Origin of the sequence: Streptomyces sp. NPDC088725 (genome assembly GCF_044751305.1) — a bacterium.
In the GTDB taxonomy this organism is placed as follows: Bacteria; Actinomycetota; Actinomycetes; order Streptomycetales; family Streptomycetaceae; genus Streptomyces.
This window is the reverse complement of record NZ_JBIVLO010000005.1, coordinates 102,691-120,576: the sequence shown is the minus strand read 5'-3', so window position 1 is coordinate 120,576 and position 17,886 is coordinate 102,691. Positions and strand designations below refer to the sequence as shown.

The window sequence follows — 17,886 nt, the reverse complement described above, 5'->3', positions numbered from 1 at the left end:
CGTCGGCGCTGGTGGCTGGCTATCTTCAACTTCTGTCACACAGGTCCCACGGGCCAAGCGGACGCAGAGGCCGCACAGGCCGCATCGAGCACAACGGGCAAGGGATTGGCGGGACATGACCACGGAAGAGAACGGCATGGTGCTCTACTGGCGCCCCGGCTGCACGTACTGCATGAAGCTCCGGTTCCGGCTGATGTTCACGCGCCTGCGCTACACCAAGGTCAACATCTGGCGAAACCGCGACGCGGCCGCGTTCGTCCGCTCCGTCGCGAACGGCAACGAGACCGTGCCGACGGTCACCGTCGGCCCGAAGACCATGGTGAACCCGTCGAAGCGGCAGATCGTGGAAGCGGTCGCGACATACGCCCCGCACCTGCTCCAGGCGCCGGAACCGCGGACCGGCGGCCGGAAGGAAGAGAAGGAATAGGAAGAACCGACGGCGCGCCTCCTCGCGTGTCACGAGGAGGCGCGCCGGGACGGTGTCCGGATCAGACGGACCGGATCAGACGGACCGGATCAGGCAGACCCGGTCCGGACGTCCGGATCAGATGAACGCGCGGATATCGGCGTTCAGACGCTTCGAGAGCCGCACGGTAATGAACTCGTTGTTGTCCGCCTTGCCCGGCGTACGACCCGACGAGAACGGGAAGTTGTTGTCGTTCATGACGGCCAGCGTCTGGTCGTCGAGCAGTACGACGTCCTCGATCGTGACGAACGGGAACCGGAAGGTCTTGCCGAAGCCGCCGACGCCCTTGGGGTTCGCGATGTCCAGGAGGTCGACCACGAGGGTCTTGTCCATGACTCCATCGTGGTCGCGGTCCCGGTTGTCGGCGAGGTAGATGCGCTTGAACGCGGCCGCGTCACCCATCTCGTTGTCCCGCTCGATGACCAGGAAGCGGTGGCTGTCCACGGCGATGGCGTCACCGATGGCGTTGCCGGTCGACTCCAGGCGGTAGGTCCAGTGCTTGCCGGAGTACGCGCCCTTCCACGTGTCGAAGTCGTTCATCCGCAGGTCACCTGGCTTGTCACCGGTCACCGTGCCCTCAAGGAGGGGGTAGAGGTGACGGCCGTCGACCGAGCGGACCATGCCCTCGAACCCCTTGCTGCTGCCGAGGTTCGGCTGAGCACCGTTCAGGTACGGGTTCTCGGGCGCCTTGACGCCCTTGAGCGAGATGGGGGCCTGGAGGAGCTTGCCCGTCGAGGAGAAGTGCAGCAGGAACGGACCGAACTCGTCGCCCATCCAGTACGTACCGTCGTAGGACCGCACGATGGACTCGACGTCGAAGTCGGCTCCCGTCAGCACCCGGTCGGCCCGCGTGAGGGCGAACGGGATGTGGCGCTTCGGGTCGCTCAGGTTGAACCCGCCCAGGACCTTGACCTTGCCGGTCCGGGTGTCCGGCTTGATGTGGTGGACGCGGAGCAGGAAGTCGGCGCTGTTGCCCTGGTTCCCGTAGCCGTTGTCGGACAGCACGTCGTACGTTCCGTCGTGCCGGTTGATGATGCCGCTGAATCCCTGGACCGGCTGGTGCGCGAACGGTGTCTTGATGCCGTTCGTGTCCTCGTCCGGTCTGATGGCCTTGCCGGACGCCTCGCTGCCGGGCACGAACGTCTCGGCCTGGAGCGAGGAGAAACCGGTCAGGGTGGCCCGGCCGTACTCCGCGTGGTCGCGGGCGGCCGAGGCGGGCGAGGCGAGACCGAGGGTCATGGCCGCCGCGCTGAACATGATCAAAAGCTTCTTCATGGACCGGGACGGTAGAGATGCCGAATTAAGGACACGCCAACAGAAGACGGACCGCACACGACCGGCACATAGCCCATCCGGCACCGGACAAAGGTGACTTGCCACTCCCGGCGCCGTCCCGCGCGTGCGTGGCGTACTGGCCCGGCACCTCACCGCGCCAGCTGCTGAGGTGTCAGGCGCCGCGCTGGACCGGACCGATGAGGGTCCCGGCGGCCACCGTGAGCGCGCCCTCGGCGAAGGAGGTGCCCGGGATCAGCCCCTCGGGGGCCCGGAGCGTGAATGAGGCCCCGTCAGCGGGCTTGCCGGTTCCGTCGTTCGGGACCTGGACGTCGAAGTGCACCGGGTGGCCGTGGCCGAAGGTCACCACGGTCTTCTGGTCGCCGTAACGGCCGGCGGCGATCCCGCTGTCCGAGCCGTGGTTCGAGAACCGCACGTCGGCGGGCGAACCGGCCAGCTCGCACGACTCGTACCCGCGCGGCGCGGTCAGGGTGACGCGGTAGTGCCGGTGCCCGGCACTGTTGGCCGGCTCGGCGGCGATCTTCGCGAGATGGTTGGCCGGCCGGCAGGCGGACGGAGCAACGCCCCGGTCCGCCGCCGGAGACACCTGCGACGCCTGCGCGGCCCCCGCACCGGCAACGCCCGCCAGCACAGCGGCGACGGCCATGGTGGCCGCGAGGGGGACGGCGAGAGTGGCGGCGGTCTTCCGGTCGGTACGCATCATGAACGCTCCTTGCCTTGCTCAACGGCCCCACGGGTGTTGCCCACCGCCAGAGCCACGGTCAAGACCATTACTGCCCATATGTACCCGCGAGAAGTGTCCCAGGACTGCTACAGCAAGGAACTCAGGTCAGCGGGCGTCACAGCCACCGGCGTCAGAGCTGGTCATAGATGGCGGCCAGATGACACAGCACGTCGGTGGCGGTGTCGAGGGCGGCGGTGTCGTGGTCGCCGAGGACGGTACGCAGGGCCAGGACGAGCGAGGCCTGGCGTTCGCGGTGGCGCCGCATACCGGTGTCGGTGAGGGTGACGACGGCGGTGCGCTTGTCGCTGGGCGGGCGTTCCCGGGTGACGCAGCAGGCGGTGACGAGGCCGTTGACGAGCTGCGTGGTGGCGGCACTGGTGGTCTCGGTGGCACCGGCGAGCTGGGCGATGGTGAGGGGGCCCCGGTCGGCGAGGGCGCGCATGGCGCGCGCGTGGGCGAGGGAGAGCGCCCCCGGGGTGCGGGTGGCGCGTCCACGCAGCCGGGAGTCGGCGGCGCTGAGGCTGTAGGCGGCGCGGGCGAGGCGGTCCAGGGCCTGGTCCCTGGGGACGTCGGCCGGGGTGGACTGGGCGGGTTCGGTCTGGGCGGGTTCGGTCATGAGGGCTGGCCTCCGGTTCCAGGCGGCGACGGACGGTTGACATTCAGCTTAACTTAAGCACTTAATGATTAAGTACTTACTATTGTGCTGGACGGCGCAGCGATGAAGCTCTCGGAGAGGACATCCGCCATGACCACACGATCCACCGGCCAGACCTGGGCCCTCGACATCGCACTCGCCCAGGGCGGCTTCGACGCCCTGCACCCCGGCGCCAAGGGCACCCTGGAGCAGCTCGGCCACGACCACACCGACTTCGACAAGGTCTTCGAGCTGGTCCGCAGCGGAGCGATGATGCCCAAGGCGTGGGCGACCGTGGCCGGGCAGGCCGAGGAGCGGGCCGCCCACCACGAGCGGGGCGGCTTCGCCCAGACCGCCGCCGACCTGTACGTACGGGCCGCGGTGATGTGGGGCCGCGCCCAGTACTCCGTCTTCGACGCGGCCGACCCCCGCAAGCTCGCCTTCCGCGAGCGCGCCGACCACTGCGTCGAGCGGCTGGGCGCCCTGCGCGAGGGCCGGGTCCGCCGGGTGGTCCTGGACTTCGAAGGGCAGCACATCTACGCCCTGCTGCACCTGCCGCCGGGCGAGGTCCGACACGCGCCCGCCGTGATCCTCGGCCCGGGGATGGACATGATCAAGGAGGACTACATCTACGCGGCCGAGCGCTACTACACCTCACGCGGGATGGTCGCCCTGTCGATCGAGGGCCCCGGACAGGGCGAGTCCCGCGCCAACGGCCTCACCGTGGACCTCACCAACTACGAGCGGGCCCTCAGCCGCTTCATCGACCACCTGGCTTCCCTGCCGGAGGTCGATCCGGACCGGATCGGCATGTTCGGCATCAGCATGAGCGGCTACTGGGGCTCGCGCGCCGCCGCCACCGACCACCGCCTCGCGGCCCTGGCCGCCTTCGAGGCCCCCACCGGTGACTTCACCACGATCTTCGAACGGGCCCAGCCGACCTTCAAGAACAACTACATGTTCATGTCCGGCTACAGCGATGAGGCCGCCTTCGACCGGGAGCTGGTCGACCGGATGCCGCTGGGCGACCTGGTGGCCGACATCACCTGCCCGGTCCTGTACGGCATCGGCGAGTTCGACGAGCTGACACAGCTCGAACAGGCCCTGGCGAACTACGAGCGGGTCACCGCACCCAAGGAAATGCGCGTCTACGAGAACGAGTTCCACCCTCTGGGCGGCGTCGCGGCCGAGATCTTCCGCTTCGGCGCCGAGTGGGTCGAGCGCGCCCTGGCCGGCGAACTCGCCGAGCCGGGCCGCGACGTCCGCCACTACGTGCACAGCGACGGCCGCACCACCGACGGCACCGCCAACCCGGCCTGGTGGCTCGGCACCGTCCCCGCCCAAATCACCGACGCCCGGATCACCGACGCCCACCGCGGCTGATACCGCGACCGGCTCGACCGGCTGTGACGCGCGAGTTCTTCGGCATCGCAGCCGGTCGTCACGGTTCGACCGGAAGCGCGACGCGTCGGGTCTCCGCACCTGTCCGGTCGCCCAGCTCGGATGACCCGCTCGCGGCAACGGACAGCAGGGAGGTGATGAGCTTGGCCGTCTCCGCCTCGGTCACCATGCCCATCCGGGCCGCCGCCACCTTCCCCCTCCGGTCGATGACGATCGTGAACGGGAGGGACTGCGCGTTCAGCAGCCCGCGCGGGAGTCCCAGCACCTGCCGTCCGGACGAATCGCGCAGGGACGGATAGGTGAGGCGGAACTCCTTCTGGAACGCGAGGGCGTCGGCCCGGCTGTGGTCGTTGTCGATGCCCAGTACGTCGACACCACGGCCGTCCCGCTTCTCCTGGATCTTCTTCAGCTCGGGAGCCTCCGCCCGGCAGGGGCCGCACCACGAGGCCCACGCGTTGAGCAGTACGACGTTGCCCCGGTGGTCGGACAGCCGGATCCCGTCCCCCCTCCAGGGAGGTCCCGGTGAGGTCGGGTGCGGCTGGGCGCTCGCCTTCCGCGTAGACCCTGCTGAACGCGTCCCCCGGGGTGGTGTCGCTGACCGGTTCCGGAGCGGCGCAGCCCGTGAGCAGCGCGCAGGTGATGGCCGCGAGCACGCGTGGCACGGACCGGCTCCACCGCATGAGAAACATTCCTCCGGTCGAGTGGGGGTCGGGTGATGTCTGTCGCGTGTCGACCGGACCACGCCGGGCGCGAGAACCACCGAAAACGCGGGGTCGCCCCCGGGATCAGGAAAGGCCCCCTCCTGCCGCGACTCTTCCCGGACAGGGGCGACCGTGCGGAACGTCGCGTCGTTTCCAGCAGGCTCTCCGTCGCCTCGTCCCGGCTCAGCACGGTGGTGACGGCGACCTGGGGGTACTGGCGCGACACTCGGGCCGCCGATTCGTCGAGAACCTCCTTGGCGGTGTCGAGAACCTGATGGGTCTCGTCGAAGGCCAGGTACCTCGCCTCATCAACACCAATCGCGTGCACGATGACCAGGGGCCGACTCCGTGCCGCGGCCCGAGTGCTGCGGGTGCCGACGCCCAGTCCGCGGGACAGGGCCAGGCTGCGGTGTTCAGTGGCGGTGGCCGTCTTCAGAGGCGGCGGTGTCAGGGTCGTGGCCGGCATGATGCCCGCCGTGATCGTGGCCGGCGCCGGGTGAGCCGCCCATCATCCGCAGCATGCCGGCGCCGCCGGTGCGGAAGAACCGCCACAGGAGGGCGGCGGCCAGGAGAAGGAAGGCGATGTTGAGGACAGTGGTGTAGTTCCAGGTGACTCCCCCCATGGGGATCTTGGCGTCGGCCTGATCGGGGACGAGGCCGAGACCGCCGAAGACGATTTCAACGGCGTATCCGGCGATGACCATGGCGGTGTAGAACGTGCCGAGGAGGAACAGGGCCATACGGATGCCGTAGTACTTCCGGTAAATGTTGAGGATCGGCAGGATCAGCAGGTCCGCGAAGACGAAGGCGACGACCCCGCCGAAGCTGATGCCGCCCTTCCACAGCACGACGGCCAGCGGCACGTTGCCGATGGAGCAGACGAACGAGGCGATGGCAACCAGCGGTCCGATCACCGGTCCCCACACTTTGGATGCCAGCGGGTGTCCGTCGAAGAAGAACGTGCGCCAGAACGAATCCGGCACCCAGGCCGCGATGGCGCCGGCGATGAACAGGCCGATCACCAGGTCGCGCACGATCGCAGCCCACTCCATGACGAAGACGTGGGCGGTGGAGGTGAACCCCTGCCGGGACAGCAGTCGGCGGGCGAAGGAGCCCTCACCGTCCACGGACATGTCCATCGCGGCGTGACCCTCCATCGAGCCGGCCACGCCCCGCTCCGTCTGCTCGCGGGCCTTGCGCAGGAGCTGGTCGCGCAGGAAGAGACGGAACAGCACCGCCAACACGGCGATCATGATGGGGCCGCCGACGAACTCGGCGAGGGTGAACTGCCAGCCCGTCAGCAGTGCCAGGATGACGCCGAGTTCCACGACGAGGTTGGTGGAGGCGATCTCGAAGGCCATCGCCGCGGTGAAATTCGCACCTTTCCGGAACAGGGACCGCGCCAGCGCCACGGCGGCGTAGGAGCAGGAGGACGACGCGGCGCCCAAGCCGGCCGCGACGGCCAGGGTGCGGAGCCGGTCGTCACCGAGCAGCGAGACAATGGTGGACTTGCGGACCACCGCTTGGACGACGGCGGAGAGGGCGAAGCCCAGGATCAGCGCCCAGGTGATCTCCCAGGTCATCGAGCCAGTGATCGACAGCGCGTGCAGGATCGCGTGCATTCCTGAACCTTCCGGCAACAGTGGGACTGAAGCCCGACGACCTGCCGCACCCGATAGTGCCGGTCGGCGGGCTCGGGGCGCGGTGCGCTCTGACGGAGCTCGAACCAGTCGAAGGAGGCGCTGCGGGTCGCGCTGACCACGCCTGGCCTTCCGGCGTGGCAGCCCGTCCCCGCCCCAGCGATCGGCCGGCCCGTCGCCGTGCCAGCGGATCCGGACATGGTGCGAGCGCATGCCCTGGTTTGGCGGACGGCGCCGACATGGGCTCCGAGATGTGCGCATAGGGCAGGACCAGAGTGCCGGGCATCATCCCCCAGCACATCAAGAACTCCGCGCGTCCATGCGACTCCCCTATGGCGCACGCGTTCAGGACCGCCACAGCCGCAGGCGAGAGACCCCACGCGGTGGCCCCTTCGACCTTGCAGGGATGGAACACCAGTCGAGCGGCCATCTACTGACTCCGAGCAATGCCTCTGACCACGGCCGCTGCACGTTTGGCCACGGAATGGCCACGGGTGGGCATCCGACCGCGCTTCTGGGCTGACGCACCGACGGAAGAAAGGTCCCGGAAAGCACAAAACCCCAGGTCACGGCGAGTGAGTCCTGGGGTTTTCCGGAGCCCCCTGTCGGATTCGAACCGACGACCTGCGCATTACAAGTGCGCTGCTCTGGCCATCTGAGCTAAGGAGGCGTTCTCGGCGCGGTCGGTGCCGCGCGAAGGCGTCCACACTCTACACAGCGCCCGGCCGCGCGGGCCAGAAATTTTGTTCCCGTCCGACTGCTGACAGAACCGAAAACGCCAGGTAGCGTCACCTCTAGTTCACCCAGGTGGACTAGACCCATCGCCCGCCGTCCGGCGGGGGAACCATTCCTTTACTCGGATCGTCCGGCACGTTCCTGCCGGTGAGGGGACACGCACCACCATGGCTACAGTCTCGTTCGACAAGGCGACCCGTATTTACCCGGGTGGCACCAAGCCCGCCGTTGACCAGCTCGAGCTGGATGTCGCGGACGGCGAGTTCCTCGTTCTGGTCGGTCCTTCCGGCTGTGGCAAGTCGACCTCCCTGCGCATGCTCGCGGGTCTTGAGGACGTCAACGGCGGTGCGATCCGCATCGGTGACCGCGACGTGACGCACCTGCCGCCGAAGGACCGGGACATCGCCATGGTGTTCCAGAACTACGCGCTCTACCCGCACATGACCGTCGCCGACAACATGGGCTTCGCGCTCAAGATCGCCGGCGTGAACAAGGTGGACATCCGCAAGAAGGTCGAAGAGGCCGCGAAGATCCTCGACCTCTCGGAGTACCTGGACCGCAAGCCGAAGGCGCTCTCCGGTGGTCAGCGCCAGCGTGTCGCGATGGGCCGCGCCATTGTGCGTGAGCCGCAGGTCTTCCTCATGGACGAGCCGCTGTCGAACCTTGACGCCAAGCTCCGCGTCTCGACCCGTACGCAGATCGCGTCGCTGCAGCGCCGCCTCGGCATCACCACGGTGTACGTGACCCACGACCAGGTCGAGGCCATGACCATGGGTGACCGCGTCGCGGTCCTCAAGGACGGTCTGCTCCAGCAGGTGGACTCGCCGCGCAACATGTACGACCGCCCGGCGAACCTCTTCGTCGCCGGCTTCATCGGCTCCCCGGCCATGAACCTGGTCGAGGTGCCGATCACCGACGGTGGCGTGAAGTTCGGCAACAGCGTCGTCCCGGTCTCGCGTGAGGCGCTGTCCGCCGCTTCCGAGCGGGGCGACAAGACCGTCACGGTCGGTGTCCGTCCCGAGCACTTCGACCTCGCCGCCGAGGCCGACAGCTCCAAGACGCTCTCGAAGGACGCGCCCGCCGGTCTGGCCGTCACCGTGAACGTCGTCGAGGAGCTGGGCGCCGACGGCTTCGTCTACGGCACCGCCCAGGTCGGCGAGGAGACCAAGGAGCTCGTCGTCCGCGTCAACGGCCGCGCCGTGCCGGACAAGGGTACGAAGCTGCACGTCGTCCCGCGCCCGGACGAGCTGCACGTCTTCTCGTCCTCGACGGGTGAGCGTCTCACCGACTGATCATCCACTGATCACCGGTTGATCCGACACCGGCCGGACCCGCTCCGGCTGACGCGCCCGCCCTGTTCGGCGGCGTGAATTCGTCCGCACGGCCCCGCACTCCGGTGCGGGGCTGTTTGCGTGGGATGCCAAATACCCCGGCACAGAGGCCATTTCGGACAGGGCGCGTCAACACCCGATTCGAAAGGCAGCATCGAACCGTCACCCGGGTGAGTGACTAAATGTCGCCAGTTCATCACCGCCCGCTACGCTCGCCTGCGTGACCCACACTGCCCGCCGTATCGGCCGAACTCTCGCTCTCGTACTGCCCGTCGTTCTGGTGCTCTCCGGGACCCTGGCGGTCGCCCGTGTTCCGTGGTCGTCCAGCACCGAGTCGCAAGTCCTGACCGCTGCCTCGGACACCGTCTCGGTACGGGCCAAGTCCCGTACCCCGCAGGACGTTCTGCGCGACCAGCTCCTGCTGGAACAGCAGAAGAAGGACCCCGGAATCGCCCTGACCCACCTCCAGCGCGAGATCGAGGCGCGCCCGTCGCTCGGCAAGCACTGCATGTCGATCGCGCGGTCCCTCGGCCGTGCCGCCGTCGCCCAGTACGGTCCCACCCGCGCGCAGTCGTTCTCGCGTCCTGTCTGTGACACGTCGTTCGCGGCCGGCGTGTCCCAGGAGAGCGCGGGAGTCTGACCGCAAGCACCCTGCCCTGCCCGCATATCGTTCGCGGCATGCATACGTTTCCGACGCAGGCCGTGATCCTGGCGGGCGGCCAGGGGTCGCGGCTACGCCCGTACACCGACGACCGCCCGAAGCCGATGGTCGAGATCCCCGGCACGGGGACCCCGATCATCGGCCATCAGCTTTCCTGGCTCGCCGCCGAAGGCGTGAAGGACGTCGTCGTCTCGTGCGGCCATCTCGCCGACGTCCTCAAGAAGTGGCTGGAATCCGCGGCCCTTCCGCTCCGTGTCATCACGGTGGTGGAGGAAGAGCCCCTGGGGCGCGGTGGCGGCCTCAAGTACGCCGCCTCGCATCTCCCCGACCCCACACAGCCCTGGTACGCGACCAACGGCGACATCTGGACCCGGTTCTCGCTGCGCGACATGGCCGCCTTCCACGCGGAGCGTGAGGCGACCGCGACGCTCGCGCTGGCGCGGCCGCGGATTCCGTGGGGCGCCGTCGAGACCAACGAGTTCGGGCACGTCCTCGACTTCATCGAGTCGCCTCCGTCGCCTTATCTGATCAACGCGGGCGTGTACGTGTTCTCCCCCGCGTTCGCCGGGCTGCTGCCCGACCGCGGCGACCACGAGCGGACGACCTTCCCCGGCCTGGCGCGCAGGCGCATACTGGCGGGCTATCCGCTGCCGCAGGGCGCGTACTGGCGGGCCATCGACACCGCCAAGGACCTCACGGAGGCCGCCAAGGAGCTGGCTGCCGTGTCGGATCCCGCCGCGCGCCCGGGAGGGCCCGGCGGAGGGCCCGGCGGAGGGCCCGGCGGCCCCGGGGCGCCTGGAGACCTTGGAACGCCCCACACGCCGCGCTGAGGCCCGCCTACGCCCTGCTGAGGCGCGCGTTGTAGCTGCTGGGGTCGCGGTAGAGCCCGCAGAACCGCACAGAGCTGCGTGGAAGCGCTGCGTCCGCTCACGAGCCGCCGCACGCGCGGCAGTTCACCAGCGCGGCGGCTCGGCGCCCAACCCGACAGGAGAGGGCGGCCACCCGCGCCGGGTGGCCGCCCTCTCCTGTCCATCGTCGTGCGCGTCAGCCGAGCAGGCCGCCGATCGGGTTGTGCGGATCGCTGCCGCCGGACGACGAGGAGCCGCCCGTACCGCCGTCGCCGCTGTCGCCGCCTCCGCTGCCGCCACCGCTGCCGTCGCCGCCGCCCGTGGTGCCGCCCGTGGAGGTCGGCCCCTGGCTGCTGGAGGGCGGCGGCGCGGGCGGCGCCACCTGCGGCGGGGCCTGGCCCGTCGTGCCCTGCGTCTGGCTGGGCCGGCCCTGGCCCACGCCGGGTCCCGCGCCGGTCGCGCCCGCCGTCTCCCGTACCGGACCGCTGCCGGGCGCCGCCGGCTGCCGCGACTGCGCGGGCGATCCCGAACTGCTCGCGGAGGGCCGGGACTGCTTGCCGTCCTTGGGCCGGCCGCTCTCCGGGCTGCCCGAGGCGCCGCTGCTCGCGGACTCCTGCGGCAGCGGGTAGCCGGGCAGCTGATTGACCGGGGGCTGGCCCGGCTTCGGCACGGTCACCATGCCGGAGGAACGTACGGCTCCGCCGAGGATCGAGCCGATCAGCAGCGTGAGGCCGATGACGACGGTCGCCATGATCGTGCCCCGGCGCAGTACGCGGCGCCGCAGGTCCCACAGCTCCGAGCGCGGGCCGAGCGTGCGCCAGGCCTCGCCCGCGAGCCTGCCGTCGACCGAGTAGACGGGCGCGCCAGCGATGATCAGCGGGGACCAGGCGGCGAGGTAGATGATGTCCGGCGCGTCGTACGCCGGTACGGTCCGCCAGCTGACGGTCAGCAGCAGCGCGGCCGACAGGAGCGCCCCGAAGGAGGCGGCGACGCGCTGCCAGAGGCCCAGGACGGTGAGGACACCGGCCACGATCTGGAGGAACGCGACGCTCAGGCCCGCGCCCACCGGGTGGGAGAGCGCGAAGTCCCTGAGGGGTTCGGCGAGGGCCCACGGATGCAGGGAGTTGAGCCACTTCACCATGGAGCCGCGTTCGCCGCCGTCGAAGTAGACGGGGTCGCACAGCTTGCCCATACCGGCGTAGATGGAGATGAAACCGAGGAAGACGCGGAGCGGGAGCAGCACCACGCCGAGGTTCATCCGGCGGCCCGGGTAGTAGGCGTGCCGGACGCCCGGCGCCTCACCGGCGCGGGCGCCGCTCCGCTCGTCCGCGTCGAGGTCGTCGTCGAACTCGTCCTCGGGGTCGAAGTCGAGGCCGGCGTCGCCGTCACCGCCGTAACCGCTCCGGCCCGGGACCGGGTCGTAGGCGCCGACGGCCTGCCGCATGGGCGGCAGCAGGGGCGCGCCGGGGCGGGGCCCGCCGACGGCCGGGGTGAGCCTCGTGGCGTCGGAGTCGAGGTCGACCCTGGGGATCGTCTGCGTGGCGCCGGTGTCGTAACCCCCTTCGGGGGTCTCGCCGAAGGAGCCGCCCGCGCGCACCACGGAGGTGGCCGGCGCCGAGCTGTTCCGTACCGCCTGGAGGAGTCCGCTCGCTCCGGGGTCGCCCGGCTCGGACCTGCCGCTCCAGACGACGGGGGCCCGGCGGCGGGCGCCGCCTCCGGGACCGCTCATCGCGGGGATGCGCGCGAGGTCCGCGCCCGCGCGTGCGGGCCCGGTGCGCTGAGGCGATGCGAGCTTCACCCGGAAGCTGGCGTGGTTCACGATGACCTGCGCGGGATCGCAGTCCACCTTGAGCATGCTCAGCGGGGGCTGATCGTCGAACCCGGGCCGGGGCGTTCTGGTGTCCACACTCATCTAACCGAGTGACTGGTGGTTAGGACACTGCCTTGACGTGCGGCATGTGTCCGAGACCCGTCAAGATCACCGCGTGACGGGCCCCGGAAGCCGTGTCAGGCCCGGCGGCGGGACGCTTCGTACAGCACGATGCCCGCCGCGACTCCGGCGTTCAGCGACTCGGCGCCACCCGGCATCGGGATCCGTACGAGGTAGTCGCAGGTCTCGCCGACGAGCCGCGAGAGGCCCTTGCCCTCGCTGCCCACGACGACGACGACCGGGCCGCCGAGCGCCTGCAGTTCGCCGACCTCGGTGTCTCCGTCGGCGGCGAGACCGACGACGGTGACGCCGGCCTTCTGGTACGCCTCCAGCGTGCGGGTCAGGTTGGTGCAGCGGGCGACCGGCGTGCGGGCCGCCGTGCCGGCGGAGGACTTCCAGGCACCGGCCGTCATTCCGGCGGCGCGCCGCTCCGGGACGACGACGCCGTGTCCGCCGAAGGCGGAGACGGAACGCACGACCGCGCCCAGGTTCCGCGGGTCGGTGACGCCGTCGAGCGCCACGATCAGCGGGTCGGCGCCCTCGTCGTAAGCGGCGGCCGCGAGGTCCTCGGGGTGCGCGTACTCGTACGGCGGCACCTGGAGGACGAGGCCCTGGTGGTTGAGGCCGTTGGTCATCCGGTCGAGTTCGGGCCTGGGGGCTTCCATCAGGTGGATGCCGCCGCGGTCCGCCGCGAGCTGGAGCGCTTCGCGTACGCGCTCGTCGTTGTCGATGAACTGCTGGACGTAGAGCGTCGACGCGGGCACGCCGTCGCGCAGCGCCTCGAAGACGGGGTTGCGTCCGACGACCATCTCGCTGGCGCCCTTGCCGCCCCTGCGGGCGATCTGGCGGCGCGCGTTAGCGGTCTGCTTCGCCTTGGCGTTGGCGACGCGGTTCTTCACATGGCCCTTGCGCGCGGACGCGGGAGGCGTGGGGCCCTTGCCCTCGAGCCCACGGCGTCGCTGACCACCGCTGCCGACCTGAGGACCTTTCTTCTTGGACGTGCGGTGGTTTTTGCGCTCGCTGTTCCCGGCCATGACCTACCTGTTTCGTTGCTTCAGAGATGCGTACGCGGCGTACGCGGCGTTCATATGTGAGCGGCGTCTGTGGAGCGGCGTCGCCCACCAGGGTACGTACCCGTGCCACCGTCCGGTCCCGGTCAGTCCGGTCCGGCCGGTCGTGCGCGGTGCGGTCAGGCCGGGCCCAGCGTCCAGCGCGGGCCCGCCGGGCCGTCCTCGATGACGAGTCCGGTCCGCTGGAGCTGGTCGCGGATGGCGTCGGCGGTGGCCCAGTCCTTGCGCCCGCGCGCCGCCTCCCGCTGGTCGAGCACGAGCTGGACGAGGGTGTCGACCACGCCGTGCAGGTCGTCCCCGCGGTCGGAGTCACCGGCCCACTGGGGGTCGAGCGGGTCGAGGCCGAGGACGCCGAGCATCGCGCGTACCTCCGCGAGCCGGGCGACCGCGGCTTCCTTGTCGTCCGCGGCGAGCGCGGAGTTGCCCTGCCGGACGGTGGTGTGGACGATCGCGAGGGCCTGTGGCACCCCGAGGTCGTCGTCCATCGCCTCGGCGAAGGCCGGAGGCACCTCGTGGGCGGCCTCGACGGGCCCCGCCTTCTCGACGACGCGCTGGACGAACCCCTCGATGCGCGCGAAGGCGGACTCCGCCTCACGCAGCGCCTCTTCGCTGTATTCGATCATCGAGCGGTAGTGCGGGGTGCCGAGGTAGTAGCGCAGCACGATGGGGCGCCAGCGCTTGACCATCTCGGAGACGAGCACCGAATTGCCGAGCGACTTGGACATCTTCTCGCCGCTCATGGTGACCCACGCGTTGTGCACCCAGTACGCGGCGAAGGCGTCGCCGTACGCCTGGGCCTGGGCGATCTCGTTCTCGTGGTGCGGGAAGATCAGGTCGAGGCCGCCGCCGTGGATGTCGAAGGCGGTGCCGAGGTACTTGTGGGCCATGGCCGAGCACTCCAGGTGCCAGCCGGGCCTGCCGCGCCCCCAGGGCGTCTCCCAGCTGGGCTCACCGGGCTTGACGGCCTTCCACAGGGCGAAGTCGCGCGGGTCGCGCTTGCACGCCTCGCCCTCGCCGGAGGGCTGGCGCAGGTCGTCGAGGTCCTGGTTGGAGAGCTGGAGGTAGCCGGAGAAGGAGCGGACGTCGAAGTAGACGCCGTCCTCGGCCGCGTACGCGTGACCGCGCTCGATGAGGCCGCGCATCATCTCGATCATTTCCGGGACGTGGCCCGTGGCGCGCGGTTCGTAGCTGGGCGGCAGGCAGCCGAGCGCGTCGTAACCCGCGTTGAAGGCGCGCTCGTTCTCGTAGCCGATGGCCCACCAGGGGCGGCCCTGGTCGGCGGACTTCGCGATGATCTTGTCGTCGATGTCCGTCACGTTGCGGATGAACGTCACGTCGTAGCCGCGGTAGTCGAACCAGCGGCGCATGATGTCGAAGTTCAGCCCGGACCTGATGTGTCCGATGTGCGGCGCGGCCTGCACGGTGGCGCCGCAGAGGTAGATCGAGACGCAGCCCGGCGTGAGCGGGACGAAGTCGCGGATCTGCCGGGCGCCGGTGTCGTACAGCCGAATAGTCACGCGACAAGGGTAGTGCGCCGAGGGCCGTGCCCCGCGACCACAGAGCGACGGGGACACATAAGCGTGACAATCGGCCGGGTCCGCGGGGTCCGGAAAGCACCATTCCGCCAGGTGTGCACGCCCCGCGGGTGCGCCGTCCCCGCAGGGCGCCCGTACGGCCGGACGCCCGCGGGGTGCCCGTACGGTCAGGCCGTACGGACGACGAGCGCCGTGGCGATCGCGGCCAGGCCCTCGCCGCGGCCGGTGAAGCCGAGGCCGTCGGAGGTGGCGGCGGAGACGGACACGGGGGCGCCGACCGCGGCGGTCAGGACCTTCTGGGCCTCTTCCCGCCGCTTGCCGATCTTCGGACGCAGACCGACGACCTGCACGGCGACGTTACCGATGGTGAAGCCCGCGTCACGCACGATCCTGGCCGCCTCCGTAAGGAGGGTGATGCCGGGGGCGCCCGACCACTCGGGCCTTCCGGTGCCGAAGTGGGCGCCGAGGTCGCCGAGGCCGGCCGCGGAGAACAGCGCGTTGCAGGCGGCGTGCGCGACGACGTCCGCGTCGGAGTGACCGGCGAGGCCCGGACCCTCGTCCTCCCAGAGGAGGCCCGCACACCACAGCTCACGGCCTTCCTCGAAGGCGTGGATATCGGTGCCGATGCCCACCAGGGGGAGCGTCATGGGCGGCGGGGTGTCAGAAGCCATCGTTGGCCCTCCTGCGGGCGAGAACGGCCTCGGCGAGCACCAGATCGAGCGGCCTGGTCACCTTGAAGGCCTCTTCGTGGCCCGTCACGACCATCACGGTCGTCCCGAGCTGTTCGACCATGCCCGCGCAGTCCGTCGCGCCGTCGCCGCCGCGTACGACGGTCTCGTGGGCGCCCACGAGCGTGGCCCGGTCGAAGCCCTGCGGGGTCTGTACGGCGCGCAGCAGGGCCCGGTCGGGCGTGGCGACGACCGGTTCGGGCTCGCCCTTCTGGCGGGGCTCGACCTGCTTGACGGTGTCGGTGAGCGGCAGCGCCGGCACGACGGCGGGCGATCCGCCGTGTACGGCCTCGACCACCGCGTCCACCGTGTCGACGGGCACGAGCGGGCGGGCCGCGTCGTGGACGAGGACGGTGGTGATGTCGTCCGGCAGCGCGTCGAGACCGAGCCGTACGGACTCCTGGCGGGTCTCGCCGCCGGGCACCACGAGGTAGTCGGTGCGCTCGGGCAGCGCGTGCTCGTTGAGGAGGTTCTTCACTCCGGGCGCGCCGTCGGGCGGCGCCACCACGACGACCAGCGAGACGGCGCGGGAGGCGGCCATCGCGCGTACGGCGTGGATCAGCATCGGCGTGCCGCCCAGCGCGCGGAGCGCCTTGGGGACGCCGGGGCCGAGCCGTACGCCGCGTCCTGCCGCGGGAATCACCGCGGCGGTGCGGTGCTGGCGGGCTTCGTCTGACATCGGTTGCTCTCCGGCAGGTTTGTATCCGCGGCCGACGTGGGTATGGCCACAGCGTGCCGGGCGCGACGCCTTGACCAGACCCTTCCGTGATACATGGTTGAGTGCGGGTGTTCGGACATGCCGCAGTGCCCGGCGACACAGCGAATTACTCATAGCTGGTCAGCGGGCACCACGGCATTTGACTGCGGCATTGACTGCCTTGCGCGTGCACGTTTAAGGCACCTGCAGTGCACGTCTACTGCTGTTGTGATCTACGGCTTCAGTCGTTACCCGGTCCTGCGCGAACGACTGCTGCCGCGATGGCGATTACCGCATCACGGGACCACCGACGAAACCGGCGGCATCATGATTCAGGACGCCATGATTCAGGACGCGAGGACCTCGTCGAGCAGAGCCTCGGCCTTGTCTTCGTTGGTGTTCTCCGCGAGAGCCAGCTCACTCACCAGGATCTGCCGCGCCTTGGCGAGCATGCGCTTCTCACCGGCGGACAGCCCGCGCTCACGCTCCCGGCGCCACAGGTCACGCACTACTTCGGCGACCTTGATGACATCGCCGGAGGCGAGCTTCTCGAGGTTTGCCTTGTACCGCCGGGACCAGTTCGTCGGCTCTTCTGCGTACGGTGCCCTGAGGACTTCGAAGACCCGGTCCAGCCCATCCTGGCCGACCACATCGCGCACGCCGACGAACTCCGCATTGTCCGCCGGTACACGCACCGTCAAGTCGCCCTGGGCGACCTTGAGCACCAAGTAGGTCTTGTCCACGCCTTTGATCTGGCGAGTTTCGATAGCCTCGATCAGCGCGGCCCCGTGATGGGGATAGACCACGGTGTCGCCAACCTTGAACGTCATGTGACAGGTACCCCTTCCGTGGCTATCCAGGGTAACACGAGAATGCCCTCTTCTGAATGGTGTTTTCGCAGGTCAGGGCGCATCTCGGGGCTTGACAACAACACAAGGAACGTGCTGCGAACGACTTCCGGAACAAGGTATTCGCAGGTCGGAGCGGCTGCGCGGGCGCAGAGAAACCTGTACGTTACGCGCCGCACAACGCGCTCCAAGCGACACGAACGTCCCGATTTGCCGGGTTCTGGACCCGGAACTTTCTGTACTCCGTTCGGATGTCGATCACCCGTACGGACAGAAAAGAAGGGATTCTGAATTTGATCACCACGGGCGCCGCACAGAATTTGCAGGGAATGTGTGGCGCCCGGGGGAATTGATGACCTTGAGATTGTGAACGGCACGCAAAACCGCCGGATCGGATACGCGCCCGGCGCGCCCCGGCGGACGGCGCGGCTCTCCCCCGGCGGACAGCACGGCCGCCCTTCCACGGACCGCGTGACTCCTCGCACCGCGTCGCCGGCCCCTCCCCCGCGGACTTCCGGGAGGCTCCGGGGGCGGGTCGGGTGCGGGACGGCGACAGCGGCTCGGTAACCTGAGGCCGCTGACGCACCTTTAGCGCCTGTTACAGATGTCCCGTCCCAGCCCCTCCGTTCCGAACGTCCTAGGAG

General features: G+C 69.7%; 16 protein-coding genes and 1 tRNA gene. 5 read left to right on the top strand and 12 right to left on the bottom strand.

Features of this window, described 5'->3' with window-relative positions:
* The first annotated feature begins 115 nt into the window (after nt 1-115).
* A complete protein-coding gene (locus tag ACIP6N_RS13900) occupies nt 116-427 on the top strand; it encodes a glutaredoxin domain-containing protein (protein WP_401815448.1) in 312 nt (103 codons plus the stop codon).
* A 117-nt stretch (nt 428-544) separates the two neighbouring features.
* Here ACIP6N_RS13900 and ACIP6N_RS13895 read toward each other — a convergent pair whose 3' ends face one another.
* The 3 genes from ACIP6N_RS13895 to ACIP6N_RS13885 form a co-directional block, all read right to left on the bottom strand.
* Complete coding sequence (locus ACIP6N_RS13895; protein WP_401815446.1) at nt 545-1,741, bottom strand: esterase-like activity of phytase family protein; 1,197 nt, start codon at nt 1,739-1,741, stop codon at nt 545-547.
* A gap of 172 nt (nt 1,742-1,913) precedes the next feature.
* Nucleotides 1,914-2,462, bottom strand: a complete 549-nt coding sequence (locus ACIP6N_RS13890; RefSeq protein ID WP_401815445.1) for a DUF4232 domain-containing protein — start codon at nt 2,460-2,462, stop codon at nt 1,914-1,916.
* Between the two features lie 151 nt (nt 2,463-2,613).
* Nucleotides 2,614-3,099, bottom strand: coding sequence for a MarR family winged helix-turn-helix transcriptional regulator (locus ACIP6N_RS13885; RefSeq protein ID WP_401815444.1), 486 nt, complete (start codon nt 3,097-3,099; stop codon nt 2,614-2,616).
* A gap of 129 nt (nt 3,100-3,228) precedes the next feature.
* Here ACIP6N_RS13885 and ACIP6N_RS13880 point away from each other — a divergent pair, with 129 nt between their 5' ends.
* Entirely contained in the window at nt 3,229-4,500 is a 1,272-nt protein-coding gene (locus ACIP6N_RS13880) for an alpha/beta hydrolase (protein ID WP_401815443.1), read from the top strand.
* A gap of 58 nt (nt 4,501-4,558) precedes the next feature.
* Here the strand turns inward: ACIP6N_RS13880 and ACIP6N_RS13875 are convergent, their stop codons facing one another.
* From ACIP6N_RS13875 to ACIP6N_RS13865, 3 genes are all read right to left on the bottom strand, one after another.
* Complete coding sequence (locus ACIP6N_RS13875; protein WP_401815442.1) at nt 4,559-5,260, bottom strand: TlpA family protein disulfide reductase; 702 nt, start codon at nt 5,258-5,260, stop codon at nt 4,559-4,561.
* A 372-nt stretch (nt 5,261-5,632) separates the two neighbouring features.
* A complete protein-coding gene (locus ACIP6N_RS13870) occupies nt 5,633-6,841 on the bottom strand; it encodes a permease (protein WP_401815441.1) in 1,209 nt (402 codons plus the stop codon).
* Nucleotides 6,842-7,455: 614 nt separating this feature from the next.
* Nucleotides 7,456-7,529, bottom strand: a tRNA-Thr gene (locus ACIP6N_RS13865).
* A 232-nt stretch (nt 7,530-7,761) separates the two neighbouring features.
* On the opposite strand from ACIP6N_RS13865, the gene ACIP6N_RS13860 reads away from it, so the two are divergent.
* The 3 genes from ACIP6N_RS13860 to ACIP6N_RS13850 all read left to right on the top strand — a co-directional run bounded on the left by ACIP6N_RS13860 (nt 7,762) and on the right by ACIP6N_RS13850 (nt 10,416).
* Nucleotides 7,762-8,886: an ABC transporter ATP-binding protein gene (locus ACIP6N_RS13860; protein WP_401815439.1), complete on the top strand. Its 1,125-nt coding sequence runs from the start codon at nt 7,762-7,764 to the stop codon at nt 8,884-8,886.
* Between the two features lie 259 nt (nt 8,887-9,145).
* Nucleotides 9,146-9,565, top strand: coding sequence for a hypothetical protein (locus tag ACIP6N_RS13855; protein WP_401815438.1), 420 nt, complete (start codon nt 9,146-9,148; stop codon nt 9,563-9,565).
* A gap of 38 nt (nt 9,566-9,603) precedes the next feature.
* Nucleotides 9,604-10,416, top strand: coding sequence for an NDP-sugar synthase (locus ACIP6N_RS13850; protein ID WP_401815436.1), 813 nt, complete (start codon nt 9,604-9,606; stop codon nt 10,414-10,416).
* A gap of 214 nt (nt 10,417-10,630) precedes the next feature.
* Here the strand turns inward: ACIP6N_RS13850 and ACIP6N_RS13845 are convergent, their stop codons facing one another.
* The 6 genes from ACIP6N_RS13845 to ACIP6N_RS13820 form a co-directional block, all read right to left on the bottom strand.
* Nucleotides 10,631-12,346, bottom strand: coding sequence for a DoxX family protein (locus ACIP6N_RS13845; protein ID WP_401815434.1), 1,716 nt, complete (start codon nt 12,344-12,346; stop codon nt 10,631-10,633).
* 95 nt (nt 12,347-12,441) lie between these two features.
* Nucleotides 12,442-13,398 (bottom strand): 23S rRNA (guanosine(2251)-2'-O)-methyltransferase RlmB, encoded by a 957-nt coding sequence (rlmB, locus tag ACIP6N_RS13840; protein ID WP_401815433.1) that lies wholly within the window; start codon nt 13,396-13,398, stop codon nt 12,442-12,444.
* Nucleotides 13,399-13,553: 155 nt separating this feature from the next.
* Nucleotides 13,554-14,951: a cysteine--tRNA ligase gene (gene cysS, locus ACIP6N_RS13835; protein ID WP_401815431.1), complete on the bottom strand. Its 1,398-nt coding sequence runs from the start codon at nt 14,949-14,951 to the stop codon at nt 13,554-13,556.
* Between the two features lie 185 nt (nt 14,952-15,136).
* The gene (gene ispF / locus ACIP6N_RS13830; RefSeq protein ID WP_401815429.1) at nt 15,137-15,640 is read right to left on the bottom strand and encodes a 2-C-methyl-D-erythritol 2,4-cyclodiphosphate synthase; all 504 of its coding nucleotides are present in this window, start codon (nt 15,638-15,640) and stop codon (nt 15,137-15,139) included.
* Entirely contained in the window at nt 15,630-16,376 is a 747-nt protein-coding gene (gene ispD / locus ACIP6N_RS13825) for a 2-C-methyl-D-erythritol 4-phosphate cytidylyltransferase (RefSeq protein WP_401815427.1), read from the bottom strand. The genes ispF and ispD overlap by 11 nt, the downstream gene beginning before the upstream one ends.
* A 365-nt stretch (nt 16,377-16,741) precedes the next feature.
* The gene (locus ACIP6N_RS13820) at nt 16,742-17,224 is read right to left on the bottom strand and encodes a CarD family transcriptional regulator (RefSeq protein ID WP_003953493.1); all 483 of its coding nucleotides are present in this window, start codon (nt 17,222-17,224) and stop codon (nt 16,742-16,744) included.
* Between the last annotated feature and the right edge of the window lie 662 nt (nt 17,225-17,886).

Coding starts and splice junctions, on each gene's coding strand:
- ACIP6N_RS13870 (WP_401815441.1), bottom strand. CDS start 6,841: ATGCACGCGATCCTGCACGCGCTGTCGATCACTGGCTCGATGACCTGG.
- ACIP6N_RS13845 (WP_401815434.1), bottom strand. CDS start 12,346: ATGAGTGTGGACACCAGAACGCCCCGGCCCGGGTTCGACGATCAGCCC.
- ACIP6N_RS13880 (WP_401815443.1), top strand. CDS start 3,229: ATGACCACACGATCCACCGGCCAGACCTGGGCCCTCGACATCGCACTC.
- ACIP6N_RS13850 (WP_401815436.1), top strand. CDS start 9,604: ATGCATACGTTTCCGACGCAGGCCGTGATCCTGGCGGGCGGCCAGGGG.
- ACIP6N_RS13860 (WP_401815439.1), top strand. CDS start 7,762: ATGGCTACAGTCTCGTTCGACAAGGCGACCCGTATTTACCCGGGTGGC.
- ACIP6N_RS13820 (WP_003953493.1), bottom strand. CDS start 17,224: ATGACGTTCAAGGTTGGCGACACCGTGGTCTATCCCCATCACGGGGCC.
- ACIP6N_RS13885 (WP_401815444.1), bottom strand. CDS start 3,099: ATGACCGAACCCGCCCAGACCGAACCCGCCCAGTCCACCCCGGCCGAC.
- ACIP6N_RS13890 (WP_401815445.1), bottom strand. CDS start 2,462: ATGATGCGTACCGACCGGAAGACCGCCGCCACTCTCGCCGTCCCCCTC.
- ispF (WP_401815429.1), bottom strand. CDS start 15,640: ATGGCTTCTGACACCCCGCCGCCCATGACGCTCCCCCTGGTGGGCATC.
- rlmB (WP_401815433.1), bottom strand. CDS start 13,398: ATGGCCGGGAACAGCGAGCGCAAAAACCACCGCACGTCCAAGAAGAAA.
- ACIP6N_RS13900 (WP_401815448.1), top strand. CDS start 116: ATGACCACGGAAGAGAACGGCATGGTGCTCTACTGGCGCCCCGGCTGC.
- ispD (WP_401815427.1), bottom strand. CDS start 16,376: ATGTCAGACGAAGCCCGCCAGCACCGCACCGCCGCGGTGATTCCCGCG.
- ACIP6N_RS13895 (WP_401815446.1), bottom strand. CDS start 1,741: ATGAAGAAGCTTTTGATCATGTTCAGCGCGGCGGCCATGACCCTCGGT.